The 18,780-nt window shown below is 59.1% G+C and carries 23 protein-coding genes; 14 read left to right on the forward strand and 9 right to left on the reverse strand.

All coding sequences use genetic code 11. The annotated features are described in order from the left end of the window. Positions 1-234 precede the first annotated feature (234 nt). Entirely contained in the window at positions 235-606 is a 372-nt protein-coding gene (locus tag ABIQ96_RS04345) for a nuclease-related domain-containing protein (RefSeq protein ID WP_348213328.1), read from the forward strand. On the opposite strand, the gene ABIQ96_RS04350 is transcribed toward ABIQ96_RS04345, so the two are convergent. After that, complete coding sequence (locus ABIQ96_RS04350) at positions 545-1,300, reverse strand: hypothetical protein (RefSeq protein ID WP_348213329.1); 756 nt, start codon at positions 1,298-1,300, stop codon at positions 545-547. The genes ABIQ96_RS04345 and ABIQ96_RS04350 overlap by 62 nt on opposite strands. Continuing rightward, on the reverse strand, positions 1,297-1,491 hold the full coding sequence (locus tag ABIQ96_RS04355) for a hypothetical protein (RefSeq protein WP_348213330.1): 195 nt from the start codon (positions 1,489-1,491) through the stop codon (positions 1,297-1,299). Before ABIQ96_RS04355 ends, ABIQ96_RS04350 begins: the two co-directional genes overlap by 4 nt. A 369-nt stretch (positions 1,492-1,860) precedes the next feature. Here ABIQ96_RS04355 and ABIQ96_RS04360 point away from each other — a divergent pair, with 369 nt between their 5' ends. Beyond that, on the forward strand, positions 1,861-2,733 hold the full coding sequence (locus ABIQ96_RS04360; RefSeq protein WP_348213331.1) for a nuclease-related domain-containing protein: 873 nt from the start codon (positions 1,861-1,863) through the stop codon (positions 2,731-2,733). Positions 2,734-2,752: 19 nt separating this feature from the next. Here the strand turns inward: ABIQ96_RS04360 and ABIQ96_RS04365 are convergent, their stop codons facing one another. Then, the gene (locus ABIQ96_RS04365; RefSeq protein WP_348213332.1) at positions 2,753-3,058 is read right to left on the reverse strand and encodes a hypothetical protein; all 306 of its coding nucleotides are present in this window, start codon (positions 3,056-3,058) and stop codon (positions 2,753-2,755) included. Beyond that, positions 3,055-3,294 carry a hypothetical protein gene (locus ABIQ96_RS04370; protein WP_348213333.1) on the reverse strand — a complete coding sequence of 80 codons (240 nt, stop codon included), beginning with the start codon at positions 3,292-3,294 and terminating at the stop codon, positions 3,055-3,057. Before ABIQ96_RS04370 ends, ABIQ96_RS04365 begins: the two co-directional genes overlap by 4 nt. A gap of 77 nt (positions 3,295-3,371) precedes the next feature. On the opposite strand from ABIQ96_RS04370, the gene ABIQ96_RS04375 reads away from it, so the two are divergent. Further along, the gene (locus ABIQ96_RS04375; RefSeq protein ID WP_348213334.1) at positions 3,372-4,181 is read left to right on the forward strand and encodes an HNH endonuclease; all 810 of its coding nucleotides are present in this window, start codon (positions 3,372-3,374) and stop codon (positions 4,179-4,181) included. A gap of 1,190 nt (positions 4,182-5,371) precedes the next feature. On the opposite strand, the gene ABIQ96_RS04380 is transcribed toward ABIQ96_RS04375, so the two are convergent. From ABIQ96_RS04380 to ABIQ96_RS04390, 3 genes are all read right to left on the reverse strand, one after another. Continuing rightward, complete coding sequence (locus ABIQ96_RS04380; protein WP_348213335.1) at positions 5,372-6,379, reverse strand: Fic family protein; 1,008 nt, start codon at positions 6,377-6,379, stop codon at positions 5,372-5,374. A 194-nt stretch (positions 6,380-6,573) separates the two neighbouring features. After that, complete coding sequence (locus tag ABIQ96_RS04385) at positions 6,574-6,837, reverse strand: hypothetical protein (protein ID WP_348213336.1); 264 nt, start codon at positions 6,835-6,837, stop codon at positions 6,574-6,576. Continuing rightward, a complete protein-coding gene (locus ABIQ96_RS04390) occupies positions 6,834-7,043 on the reverse strand; it encodes a hypothetical protein (RefSeq protein ID WP_348213337.1) in 210 nt (69 codons plus the stop codon). The genes ABIQ96_RS04385 and ABIQ96_RS04390 overlap by 4 nt, the downstream gene beginning before the upstream one ends. Before the next feature lie 362 nt (positions 7,044-7,405). Between ABIQ96_RS04390 and ABIQ96_RS04395 the strand changes: the two genes are divergently transcribed. The 11 genes from ABIQ96_RS04395 to ABIQ96_RS04445 all read left to right on the forward strand — a co-directional run bounded on the left by ABIQ96_RS04395 (position 7,406) and on the right by ABIQ96_RS04445 (position 17,826). Then, complete coding sequence (locus ABIQ96_RS04395) at positions 7,406-8,143, forward strand: ABC transporter ATP-binding protein (protein WP_348213338.1); 738 nt, start codon at positions 7,406-7,408, stop codon at positions 8,141-8,143. 124 nt (positions 8,144-8,267) lie between these two features. Then, the gene (locus ABIQ96_RS04400) at positions 8,268-10,637 is read left to right on the forward strand and encodes an FtsX-like permease family protein (protein ID WP_348213339.1); all 2,370 of its coding nucleotides are present in this window, start codon (positions 8,268-8,270) and stop codon (positions 10,635-10,637) included. A 44-nt stretch (positions 10,638-10,681) separates the two neighbouring features. Next, complete coding sequence (locus tag ABIQ96_RS04405; RefSeq protein WP_348213340.1) at positions 10,682-12,922, forward strand: delta-60 repeat domain-containing protein; 2,241 nt, start codon at positions 10,682-10,684, stop codon at positions 12,920-12,922. A 51-nt stretch (positions 12,923-12,973) separates the two neighbouring features. Further along, positions 12,974-13,603 carry a sigma-70 family RNA polymerase sigma factor gene (locus ABIQ96_RS04410; protein WP_348213341.1) on the forward strand — a complete coding sequence of 210 codons (630 nt, stop codon included), beginning with the start codon at positions 12,974-12,976 and terminating at the stop codon, positions 13,601-13,603. Then, positions 13,590-14,891: a hypothetical protein gene (locus ABIQ96_RS04415; RefSeq protein WP_348213342.1), complete on the forward strand. Its 1,302-nt coding sequence runs from the start codon at positions 13,590-13,592 to the stop codon at positions 14,889-14,891. Before ABIQ96_RS04410 ends, ABIQ96_RS04415 begins: the two co-directional genes overlap by 14 nt. Before the next feature lie 134 nt (positions 14,892-15,025). Further along, complete coding sequence (locus ABIQ96_RS04420; RefSeq protein WP_348213343.1) at positions 15,026-15,361, forward strand: metalloregulator ArsR/SmtB family transcription factor; 336 nt, start codon at positions 15,026-15,028, stop codon at positions 15,359-15,361. Continuing rightward, positions 15,354-15,797, forward strand: a complete 444-nt coding sequence (locus ABIQ96_RS04425) for an SRPBCC domain-containing protein (protein ID WP_348213344.1) — start codon at positions 15,354-15,356, stop codon at positions 15,795-15,797. The genes ABIQ96_RS04420 and ABIQ96_RS04425 overlap by 8 nt, the downstream gene beginning before the upstream one ends. Before the next feature lie 27 nt (positions 15,798-15,824). Continuing rightward, entirely contained in the window at positions 15,825-16,034 is a 210-nt protein-coding gene (locus tag ABIQ96_RS04430; RefSeq protein WP_348213345.1) for a hypothetical protein, read from the forward strand. A gap of 44 nt (positions 16,035-16,078) precedes the next feature. Then, positions 16,079-16,651 carry a DUF4256 domain-containing protein gene (locus tag ABIQ96_RS04435; protein WP_348213346.1) on the forward strand — a complete coding sequence of 191 codons (573 nt, stop codon included), beginning with the start codon at positions 16,079-16,081 and terminating at the stop codon, positions 16,649-16,651. Positions 16,652-16,775: 124 nt separating this feature from the next. Continuing rightward, positions 16,776-17,516, forward strand: coding sequence for a CorA family divalent cation transporter (locus tag ABIQ96_RS04440; protein WP_348213347.1), 741 nt, complete (start codon positions 16,776-16,778; stop codon positions 17,514-17,516). Positions 17,517-17,523: 7 nt separating this feature from the next. Beyond that, entirely contained in the window at positions 17,524-17,826 is a 303-nt protein-coding gene (locus ABIQ96_RS04445; RefSeq protein ID WP_348213348.1) for a hypothetical protein, read from the forward strand. A gap of 1 nt (position 17,827) precedes the next feature. Here the strand turns inward: ABIQ96_RS04445 and ABIQ96_RS04450 are convergent, their stop codons facing one another. Beyond that, on the reverse strand, positions 17,828-18,160 hold the full coding sequence (locus ABIQ96_RS04450) for a hypothetical protein (protein ID WP_348213349.1): 333 nt from the start codon (positions 18,158-18,160) through the stop codon (positions 17,828-17,830). Positions 18,161-18,218: 58 nt separating this feature from the next. Then, positions 18,219-18,743, reverse strand: a complete 525-nt coding sequence (locus ABIQ96_RS04455; RefSeq protein WP_348213350.1) for a DUF1003 domain-containing protein — start codon at positions 18,741-18,743, stop codon at positions 18,219-18,221. Positions 18,744-18,780: the final 37 nt, after the last annotated feature.

Raw genomic sequence — 18,780 nt, forward strand, 5'->3', positions numbered from 1 at the left:
AGAGGCGGGCGGGATCAAGAGTCGCGGCAAGTGATAGGGAGCCACGACACTCCTGTCGTGGATGCGAAAGCGAGGCCATTGCACCGAGCCACCGCACCCAGCCAATGACTCCCCTTTCACCCGCGCCACAGGAGTGTGGCGCCTCCTTACGACAACTCCGGCCATCACATCCCCACGTCATCGCGGGAGAATTCCGGATTCTCATCTATCACATTTCTCTGACAGATTCGGAACATGTCACCGCTTCTGCAACCCCTTCTCTCCAACCTTCCGATTATTGCAGCGTTTCTTGTACTGCTTGTCGCCGTCAAACTCCTCGGTTCTCCCGCGTTCAAGGGCTGGCTCGGTGAAATGATGGTCATCCGCTTCGGCCTGCGGAAACTCGATCCCGCTCTCTATCAAACCTTCCACGATCTCTACCTCCCCCGACCCGACGGCCAGGGCAGCACCCAGATCGACCACGTCGTCGTCTCGCCCTTCGGCATCTTCGTCATTGAAACGAAAAACTACCGCGGCTGGATCTTCGGCTCGGAAAATGCCGCCATTAAACACGCTGCGGAAGCCGATGCTTCACAAAGTTTTGGAGCCGGGAGTCTCTCGCTTTGATCAACAAATCACGTGGCCAGATTCCGTCGAAATCGATCTCGTGGGAGGCGATGCATTTCATCGCGTCTGAAGAAGCGATGATTTTTAAAACCTGTTCCAGAGGGACGATGGCTGCTCGCGAATCGAGCAGCTTGGATTCGGCTGCTCCGATGAGTTCAGCCAGAGATTCCCGAACGACGAGCAGCATGAGATTCACATGCTTGAAGTCGTTGCGATTCGTTTGATCGAGATTGGCAAGATTGGCGACTTTGGCTTGAAGCAGAGGGATCACGGGTAGAACCCGGATCGCGTGGGTTTCTCCATCGGTATTGATTTCGAGGGTGACAGCATCCCCCGCCAACTCCTGCCGGCGAAGTCCATAGACATCGCGGAGCACGTCGATTTGCCGCTCAACGCCCGCCAGAGTCACGACCAGTTGGCCGACAACCGGACTGCGTGGGCCGGACAGCCGATAAGTGCCGCCGAAGCGCTCTTTCATCCCATCGAGCAATGCGAGCGTGCCGAACAAATCGAGATCCTTGCTGGTGAGGGGAAGCCATTTGTCCATCTCTCTCCCGATGCGCTGCTGATAGGACAAGGCCCAAAGATTCACCGCATGGCCTCCGACCAACAAGGGAAGTTGACCATCAACGCGGTTGCTCAAAATTTCCCTGAAATCGTGAACCTCGCTGGAGCGGTCGCCGGGTCCGTTCATTTCGAAAGATACGTTCTTTTAGCGTATTCGATGAAATCAAATGTGATCACCGCATCCTTGGGAAAGATGGAATTCTCCTCCTGAAGCGCTTGCGGAGTGATTTCTCCACTGCGCAGCCGTTCGGCATCGCGGGCGCGAGCCAATCGCTTTTCCCGGTCCAGCTCTTCGAAGGTGACGATTTTCTCTGCCATAAACGCACCACAAACTGGCCATGCCAGACGCGATTTGTCAAGGAGCTACCCCCTGCCCTCCTCCACACTTCAATGTTCAAGGTCGGACGTTCGATGTTCGATGTTCAAATACCTTTTCACCGCCCGTCATCTCGTCCCAGCCGCAGGATCGGAGATTGTCAGCAACTGAAAATAATGAGCCACGACACTCCTGTCGTGGATGCGAAAGCGACGCCATTGCACCGAGCCACCGCACCCAGCCAATGACTCCCCTTTCACCCGCGCCACAGGAGTGTGGCACCTCCTTACGACAACCATCCGACGCCACGCGATCGCGTATAGTTAGAAATCCTCGTTGTTAATAACAATCCGTCCGGTTAGGACCTGTCCGTGCTCAACTCCCTTTGGTATCTTGCAATCGTCCCCGGAATCCCTGTTGCCGCTTTTCTGGGCTGGACGAAATGGTATGTCCATCAGCGCAATGTCCGTTCCCGCCGCCCGTTTGTTGAGATGGCGAGACCTGCCGGGTGGTCCCTGCAAAATTGTCTGACGGATCTGATGGACAATTTCACCGCCGATTTCATGGCCGCCGTCGTCGTCGGAGTAACCGCATGGGCCTTATCTGTTTCAGGAAAAATCCCTCCGGTCTTCATCTTGATCACAGGCTTCCTTGCCTGCTCGATGCTCCTTTATCGGGCCGCGAGAACAATCACCAGTGCCGTAAACTACCGCCTCGGACTCTTGGGCGAACAGGTTGTCGGACAGATTCTTGATCAACTTTCCTGTGATGCCCTCCACGTTTTCCACGACCTCGAAGTCAAAGAGCCCGGAAACAAGCCGTGGAACATCGATCATATCGTTGTCACTCCCGCCGGAGTCTTCGCCATCGAAACCAAAACCCGCCGCAAGCCCCGTGAAGTCTCGTCGGATGGCCAGCAAAGCCACAAGGTCGTTTTCGACGGCCACCAGCCCAACTTCCCCCACCCAATGGGCTTTGACCGTCACGGACTCGATCAGACACAGCGCAACGCCACATGGTTGTCGGATAAGCTCACCGCCCTCAACGGCTGCCCGGTTTCAGTGATTCCCGCTCTCGTTCTGCCGGGCTGGTGGGTAGAGCGGAAAGGCAAAAGCAACATCTCGGTATTGAATGCGAAAGAACTTCCCGGCTTTTTCAAAAACCGTACGCCCGTCCTCTCCCCCGAACGCCAACGCGCGATCAAAGCGCAGTTGGATGAACGCTGCCGGATCGATCTTTCCTAAACTCCAGCCATAACCTCACTCACAGTTCCACCCGCTCGCCATCCATTCCGAAACAATTCCCATCAGCATCCACAATCGTTCCGTCCTGTGCCACATCCACCTCGACAATGTATTCCTCCACGGTCACCGCGTCCTCGAAATCCCTTTCGCCATCGATGAATTGCTGAAGCCGGGTGATCATGTAATCGGCAATCTCACGCTGCGCTTCAAGTTCGGTCGGAAAGACACAAACCCGTTCAACATCGTCCGGACCGCTCTCCTTGACATTGGGAACAGCGCCCTGACACAGGGTGTCGACGAAAATGCAGTAACCTTTCCGGTTCATGGTTGCTCCTCCATCTGCCCGCTGATTTTTGAAATGATCGAGCGATAGTGACCAGCGATTGCTTCCGCTTCTTCCGGATCGCTGCATTCCTCTATCACGAAAATCTCTCCATCCGGCAGTTCACCTGTTCGGAGATAATCCGCCGTCTTTTCCCACGCCGCCGCCCGGTTTTCCAAGCCATCGAGAAGCTGGCCGAGATCGAGTTCATCCAGTTTGATGCTGTAAGTTTTCGCCATGTCTGGCGATATGACCTGGCCAGGAGATCGGGAAACGACAAGCTGGAAATTTTCGATAGGTCTGAAACAATTCCGCCATGGCCCGGTCACCTTCAGTTCCTTGGACACGCGAGCATCAACTGATCGCGCTGAATCTCTATCGAAAGATTCCGTTTGGACACTACGACAAAGGGAAACCGATTGTTATCCAGTTGGCAGGATTGATGGGTCGCAGCCCAAGCAGCCTTGCGATGAAACTGTCCAATTTTGCATCGTTGGATCCATTTCATAAAGCGCGCAATGTTAAGGGCCTGAACAAAGCCACAATAGATGACCGTGCGATGTGGGCCGAATTTCAAGCCAACCTCCCCACACTCGGCCCCGAAAGCGAGCAACTGATGCATGATCTCTTTACTTCAGACGATTCGCTGGAGGTGGATTTCCTCGAAGGAAAAACCGCTAAGGTAGCCGCGCCGCGGTCATTTGGGGGAGAATCCACAGAAAGCATTGCAACGGTGAAAATCCGCCGTGGCCAACAGTTTTTCAGGCAATCCATTCTCAGAGCCTACGACGTGCGCTGCTGTGTTAGCGGAATCAACGTGCCAAGAATGTTAGTTGCCAGCCACATCCGGCCTTGGCGGGATTTCCCGGACGATCGGCTGGATCCACGGAATGGTCTTTGCCTTTCCTCGCTTCACGATGCCGCGTTCGATTCAGGCTTGATGACGTTCGACGAGGATTTGAAAGTACTGCTAAGTTCGGGGCTGAAAAAGTTTCTTCCGCAAGCCTCGTTGGAACTGAACTTTCTCGGTTATGAAGGGAAGGCAATCCGCTTGCCTGACAAACTGGCAACGCCGGCGGAGGAGTTTCTTAAACACCACCGCGAGCATATTTTCGCGAAGGAATGAATGCTGGAGCAGACTTGGCGGAGGTCGATAAACCGGGGCATTTCACTGCTTTCCTTTGTCCGGGCAGTCACCGACGGTCGCAGACCGGCCGCTACATTTGAGGAGAATTCCGCTTGGACGTGTCGGTCACCTTGGATGCGGGCGGAGCTTTTGGTTGCAGGCAGGGTTTGATGGATTTTGGTGTTTTTTGGGATTCAGGAGAGGATTTTGAGGTAAAAACCGCGCAAAATGCACGGCGGAAGGGTGTCGGAGATCCGCGACAGCATCGCCGGACGTTCCCGGAAGGTGGCGGGGATCTACGACAGCACCGCCGGATGTCCCGGAAGGGTGTCGGAGATCTGGATGAGCCTTCTTGGATTCGCGTGTTGCGCCGGGGGGAAGTCTTCGACCGATGGGAAATTTGAACCGCCAAGGCGCCAAGGTCGCAGAGGAACGCAAAGCCGGGGAGGCGGGCGGAGGGAGAGATTGCTGATTTTGGATTTGGAAGAAATGGAACCGCAATGGCGCAAAGGTCGCGGAGGAGGCGCTGAGGGGATTTGGGGATGGTTTGATGATCCTAAAGAGGAAGATGGAAACCACCGATTACACAGAAGACACGAATTTAAAGAGAGTTATGAAAAGCATGACACTTACCCATTGGGAGAATGCTTTAAATCTTATAACTCATTCATCATCTGTGTTTATCTGAGAAATCTGTGGTTCTATTTTCTTTTCCAGGATGATTGATGATTTTGGATTTGGAAGAGGTGGAACCGCAGTGGCGCAAAGGTCGCAGAGGAGACGCGGAGGGGATGTGGGGATGGATTGATGATTGTCGATTTTTGAAGGGGAAAGCCTCCGGCGGAGAAGAGAAACCACGAAGGTCACGAAATTTCACGAAGGGAAGACGCGGTGGATGAGGGGAGAGATTGACGATTTTGGATTTTGGAACGATTTAGCCTTGGCGGCAGGGAAGAAGAAGAGGTGTGTGGGACTGGATGAATTCTCCGCTTCCTCCGCGACCTTCTGTTCAAACCTCTTCTCTTCGGCATTCTGGCAAAGCAAGCGGACCCGCGAGGTGACGCGGTCGGCTTTTATGGGATGAATGAGGAAAGCAGGAAAGCAGGAAAAAGAACTGTCAGAGAATTCCTGTTTTCCTGCTTTCCTGCTTTCCCCATTCGCCCCCCCTTTGCCGGTTGCCGGATTGGCGGCTACAAGATGGAAAGCCGGCCCTGCGGAGTGAGGCGGTAGCGTTGGAGGCGGCTGTTGGGTTTCTCGGGGATGGTCATTTCCACGAGTTCGGCGGCGATTGCGGGGTTGAGATAATTCGCGCGGAAGGTGGGGCGATGGGAAAGGCCGAGGCGTTTCATGCATTCCAGAGCTGGGAGGGTATCCTTGGCCAGAGTCCGGAGGAGATTTCCGACTTGGTCGGTGACTTGATCGGCGACTTGGTCGGTGCTACCAATTTCCTGAAGGGCCTTGAGTAATGCGGCGAGCAGGAATGCGATGAAGGCGGTGGAGTTGCCTGCCTTGTCGCAGGTGGCAAGAATCTGATAGTATTCCGCCTGTTGGTCGCGGATGACGGTTTCCACGGGTAGCCAGGCGAAGAGCGGATTCCAGCGGCTGAGGACGAGCGTCTGCCAGAGGCGGCCCATCCGGCCATTGCCATCGGTGAAGGGGTGGATGAACTCGAGTTCGTAGTGGAAGACGCAGCTCGCGACGAGCGGATGGACCTCTCCCCGCCGCAGCCATGCCAACAGATCCTTCATCAGCCCCGGAACCCGGTCAGCCGGTGGCGCGAGGTGAATGACGCGTCCGCCTTGGGCGATGCCGACGGAACCGCGGCGGAATTTCCCAGCATCGTCGGCGAGTCCCTGAATGAGCAGGCGGTGGGCGGCGAGCAGGTCTTTCGCGGTGGCGGGATGCCATGAGGGCATGGCCTCGTAGGCGGCGAAGGCGTTTCTCACTTCCTGGATTTCGCGGGGCGGGCCGAGGACTCGTTTGCCGGCGATGACGGCGGTGACTTGTTCGAGACTGAGCGAGTTGTTCTCGATGGCCAGCGATGCCTGGATGCTGCGGAGGCGGTTTTCCCTGCGGAGCTTCGGTCGATTTCCCTCACCTTCCAACGCGCCAAGACGCCCGGCCGTTTCCGCGATCCCCGCCACGAGATCGAGAATCCCGGGAGTCAGGGCGTAGGGCGGCGAGTAAGGGGAGGTCATGAGTCAATCGATCACTCTGTCACCTCGCCACTTCACCCCGTCCGCAATCGGGTGGAAAGCTTCTTGTTGTGGTAACCAAGGGGCGGGGCATGAAGAAAGGAGGGGGGAAGCTTCGCGCGGGTTTTTCGCAGCACCACAGGGGTGTCATAAGTCCTGAAGCAGACTCATCCCCATGCTGGGTTTGCCACTGGAAATCACGCCCGGTCCGCGCTACGGATATCCGTGATCTTGATTTCCCGCGCCGGGTGGTCTGCCCAGAAGGTGACGGCATACGAGCCGAGAACCTTGATGTGGAGGTTTCTGCCGGTAGCGTCCGGCAAGGAATAGTCACCCTCGGTAAAAGGCTCCGCAGCCAACGCATCGATGAAGGCAGTTACCAGCCTGCGAGGAGTTCCACGAATGCCGCGCAGGGTTTCGATGGCTTCGGAGCGCAGGAAAATTTCGTAGGGTCCGATCATTCGCCGTCCGGATCATTCAAACCCAGTTCGGCTTTGACCTGCTCCCAGGATTTCCAATTTTCCGGAGCGGGATCATCGAGACGGCGTTGGATTTCCAGATCCACACCGTCACGACGCATGCGCAATGCGGTCAGAAACGCGGCAAGGCGGTCTTGAAGATGGCCGGGCAACCGTTGAATCTCATCCTGAAGCATCAACACGTCCATGGCAGGGAGTTTCGCATGAGTCGGCCTCCGCGCAAAGCCATTTTCCTTCCCAGGCTCATGGGTATTCGGACTCCAAGGTCTCTACACTGGGGATTCTGACTGGAGAAAATTGAAGATTCAGGCACTGCGAATTTGGCGAATCCATTGAAGATGATGAGAAAATTTCAGAGTCCCTATGCCTTCGTTCTTCAAGATTCGCCTGATTCGCATGATTCGCGGTGCCTAACCCTCTTTTCATTGGCGGAACAGCCTCTTCATCGGCAAGTCTCGAAAACATCATTCCCAAGTGTCGAGAGCCTGTTTCTGACTCCGCATCCCCGGGGTTGTGCAACGCGGCGCGGCTGCTATTTTCCGGCAGCCCGATGAGTTCCGTCAATTACCCTCCGCCGATTTCCACGGGTGTCGTTTTCGAAGCACGGGGGGTGCGCAAGGTCTATCACACTGGCGAGCTGGACGTGGTGGCGCTGCACGGCGTGGACATCGAGCTGAACGCGGGCGAACTCGTCTGTCTGCTCGGCGCTTCGGGCAGCGGGAAGTCGACACTGCTCAACATCCTCGGCGGGCTCGACGTGCCGACGTCCGGCAACCTGATTTACAAGGGCTGGCCGCTGGATGGCTCCGACGAGAACACGCTGACCCTGTTCCGGAGAAACTGCGTGGGCTTCGTTTTCCAATTTTACAACCTGATCCCGAGCCTGACCGCGCGGGAGAACGTCGCGCTCATCACCAGCATTTCCCGCGATCCGATGAAGCCGGAGGAAGCGCTGGAAATGGTCGGGCTGACGGCGCGGATGGACCATTTCCCGTCGCAGCTCTCCGGCGGCGAGCAGCAGCGGGTGGCCATCGCCCGCGCCATCGCGAAACGTCCCGAAGTCCTGCTCTGCGACGAGCCGACCGGCGCGCTCGACGTGACCACCGGCATCGCCGTGCTCGAAGCGGTGGAACGCATCAACCGCGAACTCGGAACGCTGACGGTCATCATCACCCACAACGCCGTGATGGCGGAAATGGCGGACCGGGTGCTTTATCTATCGGATGGAAAGATCGTGAAGTCGCACCGGAACGAAGTGCGGTTGCCGGCGTCAAAGTTGGAGTGGTGATGAACATCGACATCGAACGCCCAACATCGAATATTGAAGTGAAGACTTTTAGATCATCCGCTTCTTCATTTTCTTTTCTTCGACGTTCGATGTTGGGCGTTCGATGTTCGATGTTCCTTCTCCCATGATCTCCCCTCTCGACCGGAAACTGCTGCGCGACATCGGCAAGATGAAGGGGCAGGTCGTGGCGGTGAGCCTCGTGATGGCCTGCGGGCTGGCGATGATGATCATGACGCGCAGCCTGATCCTGACACTGGAATCCACGCGCGAGACTTACTATCAGAAATACGCGATGGCGGACATCTTCGCCACGCTCAAGCGCGCTCCGCTCTCGGTGGGCGAGCAGATCGCCGCGCTGCCCGGAGTGGCCACGGTCGAGACGCGGGTGGCGGTGGAGGTGACGCTGGATCTGCCGGGCCTCGCCGAGCCGGCGACCGGCCACATCATTTCACTGCCCGAGGACGGCGGTCCCCAGAAGCTCAACCGCGTGTTTCTCCGCACCGGACGCTTTCCCCGCTCCGACGAACGGCGCGAGGTGGTGTTAGGCGAATCGTTCGCCCTCGCCAACAACCTCACCACCGGCGACTCGCTGGTGGCGGTGATCAACGGCCGCCGCGAGACTCTGAAAATCTGCGGCATCGGGCTGTCTCCCGAATATGTCTTCGAAGCCCGCGTCGGCGAGACGCTGCCCAATCACAAACGCTTCAGCGTGATCTGGATGAACTACCGCGCGCTGGCCGTGGCCTACAATCTCGACGGCGCGTTCAACGACATCTGCGTCGATCTCGCGCCCGGCGCGAAACCGGAGCCGGTCATCGAAAGCATGGACCGGCTGCTCAATCAATATGGCGCGGGCGGCGCCTTCCTGCGCAAAGAACAGCCATCCGCGCAGCGGCTCGACGACGAACTGCGCGTGCTGCACTCGCTGGCGGTGGCCTATCCGTTGGTATTCCTCAGCGTCGCCGCCTTCATGGTGAACGCGGTGCTGGCGCGGATCGTTAGATTGCAGCGCGAGCAGATCGCGCAGATGAAGGCGCTCGGCTACTCGGCGTGGCAGGTCGGCGGGCACTATCTGAAATTCGTCGTCGTCATCGGCATCCTGGGAACGATCATCGGTGGCATCGCCGGACGCTTCATGGGCGGCGGACTGGTCAACATGTACACGTTGTTTTTCCGGTTTCCCTCGCTGGTGTTCATCATGGACTACAGCGCGCTCGGACTGGCGCTGGTGATCAGCCTCGGCGCATCGACGCTCGGCGTTCTAACGGTCGTGTGGCAGGCGGTGAAACTTCCACCGGCCGAGGCGATGCGGCCCGAGCCGCCGGCAGATTTCAAGCCGTCGTTGTTCGAGCGCATCGGGCTCACGCGCTTTTTCAGCCCGGTGGCCCGGATGGCGTTGCGCAACATCGAGCGGCGGCCATGGCAGGCGGTTTTCACCTGTTGCGGTCTGGCACTCGCGACCGGCCTGATGGTCCTGCCCGGCGCGATGAGCGACAGCATCGACTACCTGCTCACTTTCCAATGGAACAGCCAGCAGCGCCAGGACGTCGCCGTTTTCCTAACTGAACCCGGCTCGGGCCGCGGATTCCACGATCTCGAACACCTGCCCGGCGTGATCCACGCCGAACCGATCCGCAGCGTGCGGGCGCGGTTGAAATTCGGCGCCCGTCACCGGAAACTTTCCGTCACCGGCATTTCGCCCGACGCCAATCTGAACCGGTTGCTAGACGGAACCGGCCATCCCATGGCGTTGCCGAAGGACGGCTTGGTGATGTCGGCGAAACTCGCGGAAGTCATTGGCGCGCACATCGGCGACGAAGTGCAGATCGAGGTGTTGGAGGGCAAGCGGCCGGTGCTGAACGTGCCGATCCGCGGACTCGTCACCGACTTCGCCGGAGTCGCGGCCTACATGGATATTTCCTCGCTGCGGCGGATGATGAAGGAAGGCGACACGATCAACGGCGCTTACCTTTCGCTGGACCATAACCGCTGGGATGAATTCATGCGCGAGCTCAAGGACACGCCGCAAGCCGCCGTGGTGATGGTGAAGCGCGACCAGCTCAACGCATTTCGCGAAACGACCGGCCAGAGCATCGGCATCATCCGCAAGCTCTACTTCGTGCTCGCCACCATCGTCGCGTTCGGCGTGGTTTATAACAGCGCCCGCATCGCTCTCTCCGAACGCAGCCGCGAGCTGGCGACGCTGCGGGTCGTCGGATTCAGCTTGGGCGAAGTGCGCGGTGTGCTCGTCGGCGAACTGGCGATCCTGGTGCTCGCTGCGCTTCCCGCCGGCCTGCTGTTCGGGCGCGGACTGGCGCTTTTCATTATGTCCTCGTTCAGCACGGAAACGGTGCGGCTGCCGATCATCATTACGTCCTCGACTTATTCGATCGCGGTCCTCGTCGTCCTCACCGCGTCCGTTCTGTCGTTCGGACTGGTCGGGCGGATGGTCGGAAAACTCGACATGGTTGGCGTCCTGAAGGCACGGGATTGAGGATTTCTGAAACCGGGCGGCGGCATCCGACGGAAAGGAGAGTGATGATAACAAAAATCGGAGCGATATGGGTGTTAGCTTGCGCGATGGCGATGGCGAAGCCGGGTGATCTGGATCGGAATTTCGATCCAGAGCTTCGATCGTGGGTCGCCCCCAACCATGTGACCGTGGCGGCGGGCGGGCGGGCATGGGTGGGCGGGGGATTTGATCGGGGAGACGGCGCGTCCACGGGTGATTTGCTGAAGCTCGGCGCAAATGGCGGGGTGGCGCAAGAACCTGCGCCGGGGTATCTTGGGAAACGAAACGGAATCAGTGTCGGATCGGGGCTATCTGATGCGATCGCACCGTTTCACCTGGCGGGCGGGGATTTCCTGCTGCCTGCGGAATCCGGCGGCTGGCTGCGGATGAATGCGGCGGGCACGGTGGTGGGCAAGGCATTCCCGGACCGCTTGGCGGGCGAGACGATCACACCGCAGTTTGAGAGAGATGGGAAGCTGTGGGTGATCCGGGAATACGCGAATGGAGAGCGGCGGTTGGAGAAGCGGGAGAGTGCGAGCGGGCTGATCGACGCGGGTTTTCTGCTGGCCGCGACGGATGTGAACGGCGCGGTGCCGGGGGCTGATGGGACGGTCTGGATTCTGGCCGGAGAGGTTTTGCAATTTTGGTATGACGAGATCCCCTCGCGGCGGATTTTCCAAGCGGATCCGGCTGGAAATCCGGTGGGCGTCCCGTTAGCGATCAACGCCTTGCGGACCGTCGAACTCGCGGCAGGGCCGGTGGGGGCGTTCCGCGTGGTCTATGGGCCGGACCAAACGTTCTGGGGCTTCTGGCCCATGGCGAGTTCCGGATCTTATCGGATCGAGTGGTATTCGGCGGCGGGAATATTCGAGCGGCGGAAAGATTTCTCCCTCAGTTTAAACGACACCTTCGTCTGGGCGGAAGGGGCGGATGGTTCCCTAGTGGCGGCGGACGGCGCGGTCCGGGTGCCGGGGCAATCGCAATGGTATATTGGAAAGGACGCCAATCTGCGCCATTACGGAGCAGACGGAATTCTAGACGAGAGTTTCCAAACTCCCGGCGAGGTCCGCTCGGTGGTGGCGCTGGCGGATGGGAAATGGCTCGTCGATGGCTTGCGCCGCCTGAACGCGAACGGCAGCGAGGATGAAACATGGACAGCCCCGCAGCTCGACCGGCCCGCGCGGGTGACAACGCTGTCTCCACTGCCGGGGGGGCGGCTGCTGGCGGTTGGGGATTTCGCAACGGCGGACGGCTTGGTTAGAAATCGGCTGGTGGTTTTCCGGGCGGATGGGACGGTGGAGCCATCCTTCATCGCGGATGAACGGATCGGCGAGTGGATCTCCGTGGCGGTGTCCGGAGAGGAGATCTATGTGGTGACGGCGGAGCCGGTGAGATACGGAAATGAAGTGGTTTCAAATCTCGTCAAGCTCAGCATGGACGGCGTGCTGGACGAGAACTACGAGCCGCTCGTGCCGCTGTCCACTTACACCGGGGGTGCGCGGTTCCAGCCGGTGGATAACGTCACGAAGGTCCATGCGGTGGGCCCAGGAGACATTCTGGTAGAAACTTGGTCTAGCGGGGGAGACGTGCCGTTCCAGACCCTCTCGCGTTTGAAAAGCGACGGATCGCGGGATGCGGGAATGCAGGTCTTGCGGGCGTCGTATTTTCCCGATGGGATCGTGGTTAGAGAGAACGGTGGATTTGTGATCGGAGCGACGATTTACCGGAGAAATGGCAGTGTGGAGAATGATCTCATACGGGAAAACATCGGGCTGCGACCGTTGTGCGAATGGCTGGGCGGCGTGGTTTTCCTGGAAACCGGCAATGGCCCGACTGGGCGGCTGCGCTGGTGGCTGGGCAACGGTTGGTGTTCGTGGTTCCGGCCGCCGGTCATCGCGAATGTGGGGGATGGCGTGTTGGCGGCACCGGGCGAAAATGGCTCGCTCTATGTGAATGCCGCTTTCAAGGGCGGAACAGCGAGGCTCTTGCGTTTGCATGGATTCGGGTGGGTGGACCGGAGTTTCCGCGCACCCGATTTCACCTCCCGCGAACGCCAGCCGTTAGGCGGCTGGTGGAAGGCGGAAGAGTCCGGAAAGGTGACCTTTAAACCAGTCCGGCATGAGACGATTTCCTCCCCGGTGGTGATGCTTTGGCACCCGGCGTCCCGGCGATTGTGGACGGGTGGAAATTTCAACACCGCGGGCGGGCGGCCACGCGATGGCCTGGCCCGGGTCCACGGCGGCGTCTCGCGGTGGCCGTGGTGGTGATGGGTTTTTCCACAGATATTTGAAACCCGCCTTCCCTCCCGCACGGAGAACATGAGAGAAGGTGAGCAAGCGATGGGAGAGGCTGCAAAAATGATCGATGCGGACGAGCGGGCGGATGTCCGGGACGGATCACGGCTGCTCGCCCGCATCGCCCGCCGGGATGCGGACGCTCTGGCGGAACTCTATCGGATGTGGGGCGACCGGCTCTACAGCATGGCGCTGCACTGGATCCGGGACGAGGGCGCGGCGAAGGAAGCGCTCCAGGATTGTTTCCTGAGGGTTTGGAAAAAAGCCGGGGAATTTGATTCGGATAGATGCCGTGGCTTCACCTGGTGCGCCATGATCTTGCGCGGCCTCTGTCTGGACCAGTTGCGCAAACGCAAGCGCCGGTCCGGCGTTTGGCAGGATTGGGAAATGGCTTCCGCGCTGGAAGTCCCGGCCCGCGGCGGCGTGGAGGATCTGTTTTTCCGTGAAACCGTCACCCGTGTTAGATCGGCGCTCACCCGGCTCGATGAAACGGAAGCCGAGAGCATCCGCGCGGCCCTCTTCGATCCCGGCACCTTGCAAGACCACGCCACCCGCTGGGGAATCCCGCTCGGCACCGCGAAAATCCGCGTCCATCGCGCGATGCTGAAACTCCGTGAACTGCTCAGGAAAGGAGGCGACCATGAAACCTACTGACCTCGCCGACGCCACCGCCCGCGCTCTCGACCTGCTGCCACCCGGCGATCCGGCCCACCCGGACCCCCGCTTGCGCCGCGATCCGGGACTGGTAGATGAGGCCCGCCTCACCCGCGAGACGGCGGCGGATGTCTGGCTCGCGGTTTCCCCCTTACACGTCGCTCCGCCGGATGTGCTGCATGCGATCATGGCGGAGATCGATCCGCCTTCATCCGTTAGCGCCGGAAACGGCCGGCCCTTGCTTCGCTGGCTCGCGGTTAGCGGCTGGGCAGCGGCGGCGGTGCTGGCCGTTTTTCTCTGGCAGCGTCCCGAGGAAAAACAACCCCGCACCGCTCGATCCGGCCAGTCAGTCGCTTCTTCTTTCTCTCATGAAAATCCGCCGGAAACCGCTCCCGCTCCGGTTTCCCCATCACGCGATTCCAGACGGGACCGCGACATCCTGCGCTTGCAAACCCGTCTCGCCGAGGTGCGAAGCGTCTCAAACTCCAACACTCCACGCGTGATGAGTCTCACCGCGCCGGGAGGTGTTCGCCGCACACCGGAAGAGGCCCGGAGACGCGTGCAGACCATTCTAACGAATGCCTTGCGCTCCGCCCTGGAGGTCGAGAGCGGCGCACCCTCGGACCCTTCATCCCTCGTCATTGAGCGCGGCTGGTTGCCCGGCGGCGTGCCTGTTCCCGGGGACGGAGGTGTGATCCGGCATCGGAATTTCCCTGAGCAAAACTGGCAGGAACTGGGTCTGTTGCGCTCGGCCGAGGGTGAATATTACGATTCCCTCGGCAAGACGATCTGGTCCGCAGATCCAGATGGCAGAGGTTTCATCGGACGGAAAACCAACGTTGAGGACGACGTTGCACGTTTCACCAATGCTCCCGCAGAAGAAGCCATCAAGCCATTGAGTCCGAGAACCTCACCCGAGGGTTTCATCGTCGAAAACCCAACTGATAGAACCATCGAAGTGATCATCGACCAGCTTCCCGCTCCGGCGGAGGGAACCCAACATATCATACTCGCGACGGATTCTTCCGGTCATGCCGAGGAGATCCCGCTTTCTCCATCAGGAGCCGCGGATTCCGCGGCTTACGAGGAGCTTGTCGCGTCGGCGCACTCCACGGCCATCACCACGCCAACGGGTGTTTTCACCTCCTCGTCTACCAGTGCCGGTTTTGGGGGCACCTTGGTTTTCACCCTTCAGAATTTCGCCACGCTTTCGTCATTTCAACTGGTCGAGCGCGCCACGTTTGTGACCGGACAACCTGATACGATCATTATCGAGGGAACTCCCTGAATGCGGCACGCCGCACGGGATTGATCCATGTGGTTCGCAGCCATCAGGTCTTGACCGTATTCGGTCGGGCTTTTTCCCGGCAGGAAGTCAACTTGGACTTGACAGGTAAGCGATTGCTTACGTATGTTCGCGTCATGGTTATGACTCCCGATCGCGAGCCCGATGTGTTCGCAGCGATCAGCCACCGCTCGCGGCGTCAGATGCTGGATCTGCTCGCCGAATCCAAGCGCTCTGTTAGCGACATCGCCGCCCATTTCGAAATGAGCCGCCCGGCGGTCTCCCAGCACCTCCGCGTTTTGCTCGAGGCCGGTCTCCTGACCGAACAGCGGCACGGTCGCGAACGCCGCTACCACTTCGACCCCGCACGACTCGGCCCGGTGCGGGACTGGATCGGGCAATACGAGCGGTTCTGGGATGACCGTCTCCAGCGTCTTCAAAACCAACTCTCCAAAACGAGCGGAAATGAGTAAAACCATTCGAAGAGAGATTCTCATTCCGCAGCCGCGCGAGCAGGTCTGGCAGGCGATCGCCGACAGCACCGCTCTAGCCGGCTGGATGTTCCCTAACGATTTCGAGCCGCGGGTCGGCCACCACTTCACGTTCCGCGTACCGCCGAATCCCAAGGTGGGTTTCGAGGGGCTCGCCGTGCGTTGCGAGGTGTTGGAGTGCGAACCGCCAAGCAGGCTCGTGTTCTCGTGGTCGGCCGGCGGCCCCGTCGTCGATACGCGAGTGAGCTTCCTGCTCGAACCTGACGGCGACGGCACGCGCCTCGTTTTCGAGCACTCCGGCTTCGACTTTTCCCACCCACAGGCCAATCAGGCGTTCCATGGAGCCGAGTTCGGCTGGGCGAAAATGCTCGGGCAGCTTCCCGCCGTGGTCGCAGGGTTGGCGGCCGACGGCAATTAGGCGAGCCGCCTTTGTCATCACAAAATCATGAAAGACACCACCAAGCGTTCGATACTTCGTTGGATTCACATTCTCTTTGGCGTGACTCTGATCGGTTATATTTATGGTCCGCCCGAGCAAGTCAGGCCGTATGCGCATTTTTTCCAGTACTTCTACTTTCCCGCGGTCGTGCTAACGGGAATTTTGATGTGGAAAGGTCATGTCATTCGGCGGCTTTTTTCCAAAAAGACGAACTAACAGGAACCCTTCATTACACGACACCACCATAACAAGAAACCTCTATGAAAAGCGTTGGAACAAAAAAGAAACTGTCATCTGGACAACGGGAAGAACTGCTTGGAGCGTTGAAATCCCGCTTTGAGAAAAACATGAACCGGCATCAAGATCTTGAATGGGCCAAGGTAAAAGCAAAGCTGGAAGCCAATCCCGAAAAGCTTTGGTCACTCAATGAAATGGAAGAATCCGGCGGCGAACCGGATGTGGTCGGTCACGATCAAAAGACGGGCGAAATAATTTTCTTTGATTGTTCGGCGGAAACTCCCAAAGGCCGCACCAGTGTTTGTTATGACCGTGAAGGACTGGATTCGAGGAAAGAACATAAACCGGCGAATACCGCGATGGATTTGGCCGCCGCCATGGGCATTGAGCTTCTAACTGAAGAACAATATTTCGAGCTGCAGAAACTTGGAAAGTTCGACATGAAGACGTCGTGCTGGGTGAAAACACCGGCTGATATCAGAAAACTCGGCGGAGCGCTCCACTGCGATCGCCGCTACGGCCGAGTCTTCGTGGGTTACAACGGAGCGCAGTCTTACTACAGTGCCAGGGCATTTCGTGGCTCGCTAAGGATCTGAATTCGAATTTTAAATTTCTTCAGCCTGGTGGCATCGAAGACTTCAAATCGGGCTCCTGAAGCCATGGGATTGAGGATGCTGGAGTTAGCTTGCCCGGCGGTTGGAAAAATGCGCTGCTCGGCATGTGGAAAACGTCATCTACATTCCGAAAACCTGGGACTTGCCGGAATCCATCCGCAGACGGCTGGGCAACTCGGTCGGCCGGCAGCGTTTGATCGATGAGGACGGCCACCTGTTGCTGCTGCTCCACCAAGTGCCGCGGGCGGAAGACGACGAAGTGCGGACCGCGGTGGTGTTCTGGCTCAACCCTGCCGGCGAATGGAAAAGCTCTCCGGTCACCGGTGGATTCACCGGACTGGAAGCCCATCTCACCGCCTACCGCACCGCGATTCACAAACTCGACGACGAGGTGGAATCCGCGAAAACTCCGCGCCAGTTCTTCGAGGTCATGCGCCACATGCACCCGTTGCAGCGCGCCACCCGCAGCATGCTCGACGCCCTCCAGGCCCTGCGCGAGGCGCTGCCGGACGACATGCGCATCATCAACATGCGCGACCAGGCAGCCGATCTGGAACGCGGTATCGAGCTCGTCGCCGCGGATGCCAAGGCGGGCATGGATTTCACGATGGCCGAGTCCGCCAACCAACAAGCGCTCTCCGCCGAGGTGGCGAATCAGGAAGCGCGCCGCCTCAACCGGCTCGCCGCGTTCTTCTTCCCGCTGGCCACGCTGGTCGCGGTCTTCGGCATGAATCCGCCGGAGGAGATTTATGAAAAGCCCGGCTTCTGGGCCGTCCTCGGCGCGGGCATTTTGTTAGGACTCATCGTTTACACGCTGGTCGCCGTGCGCGAACTGAAAAACCGATAGAACTGGTATGGAAGACGAACCCGCCACCCCCCTCTCTCCCGCCCCGCCCGAAACCGTCAAACCGATTCGATATCGTCGCGTGATCGTCACGGCATTGATCCTTGGCGGGATTCTCGCCATCGCGGCAGGCAGCGCGAGTCTTGTGTGGCTTGCCAGCCCAAATATCGGGATCGGCCCCTTCACGAAAATCGAAGGCGGCGGACTGGCGGAACCGCTCCTCGTCATCCGGCGGATGGCGTTTTTGACGATCATCCTCGGAACCGTATGCGTCCTGTTCGGAGCATTTTACCCGCGGCAACGCTGGCGTTGAGTCACACCACCGCCCAGACGACCATCGCGCAAGCGGCCACCAGCAACAGCAGGCCGCTGAGAAACACGACGTCCGCGAACGTTTCCAAGCGGTGCGAACGGCCTCTCCGACGCACCCGCAGCGCGCCGTATGACAGCAGGCACGAAGCGAGGAACACCATCGCATCCACCGCTAACAGATCATCGACGCCGCGGTGAAGCAGGGAGCCCTTGGTGATCGGTCCGACGATGCTGATGACCGTCAAACAGACACCAACCAGCGCGGCGGACGCGGTGAAAATATGGATCGCGATGTCGCGGTCCTGGGATTCGAGATTCGGCTCGTCGGGGTTCATCGCGCGGCGGGAGCAGGAGAAAATGCCTGCCGCTGGAACAGCGCCGCCGACCGAGAATTCAGTCTCGTGGATTTCCGGTGATATGGCGGTGGACTTCCTCGGTGAGAGTCTGGATCCGTTCGCTCATCGTTTTGGTGATCCGTGTCAGTTCGGTGTTCTGCTCCATCAGAATCATCAGTTGCGCGGATTGTTCGGCGGCCAGGGTCTCACGCTGCTCGCTGGCATTCGCGAGATCCTCACGGTGCTGCGCGTCGGCATCGGCGTGGGCTTTGTCGCGGTCCGCCTGGCGCGTCTGGGCGAGCAGGATCAGCGGCGCGGCGTAGGCAGCTTGCAAACTGAACGCCAGGTTCAACAGGATGAACGGATAGATGTCGAAATGGACGACGCCCATCACGTTGAGCGCGATCCACACCGCGACGATGACGGTCTGGCTGACGAGAAACGTCGGCGTTCCGAAAAACCGGGCGAACGCCTCCGCCTTGAGGGCAAACCAATCGTTGCCGAATACCGGAGCGAGATGGAGGTGCTTTTGGTGGAAGCGGAAATGGTTCTTCTTCGCAGCGGGAGCGGTTTCTTTTTCCATGGCCCCAATAAGCTCGATCCATGCCGCGCCGTCCAGA

This window comes from Luteolibacter sp. (assembly GCF_039920825.1).
In the GTDB taxonomy this organism is placed as follows: Bacteria; Verrucomicrobiota; Verrucomicrobiia; order Verrucomicrobiales; family Akkermansiaceae; genus Luteolibacter.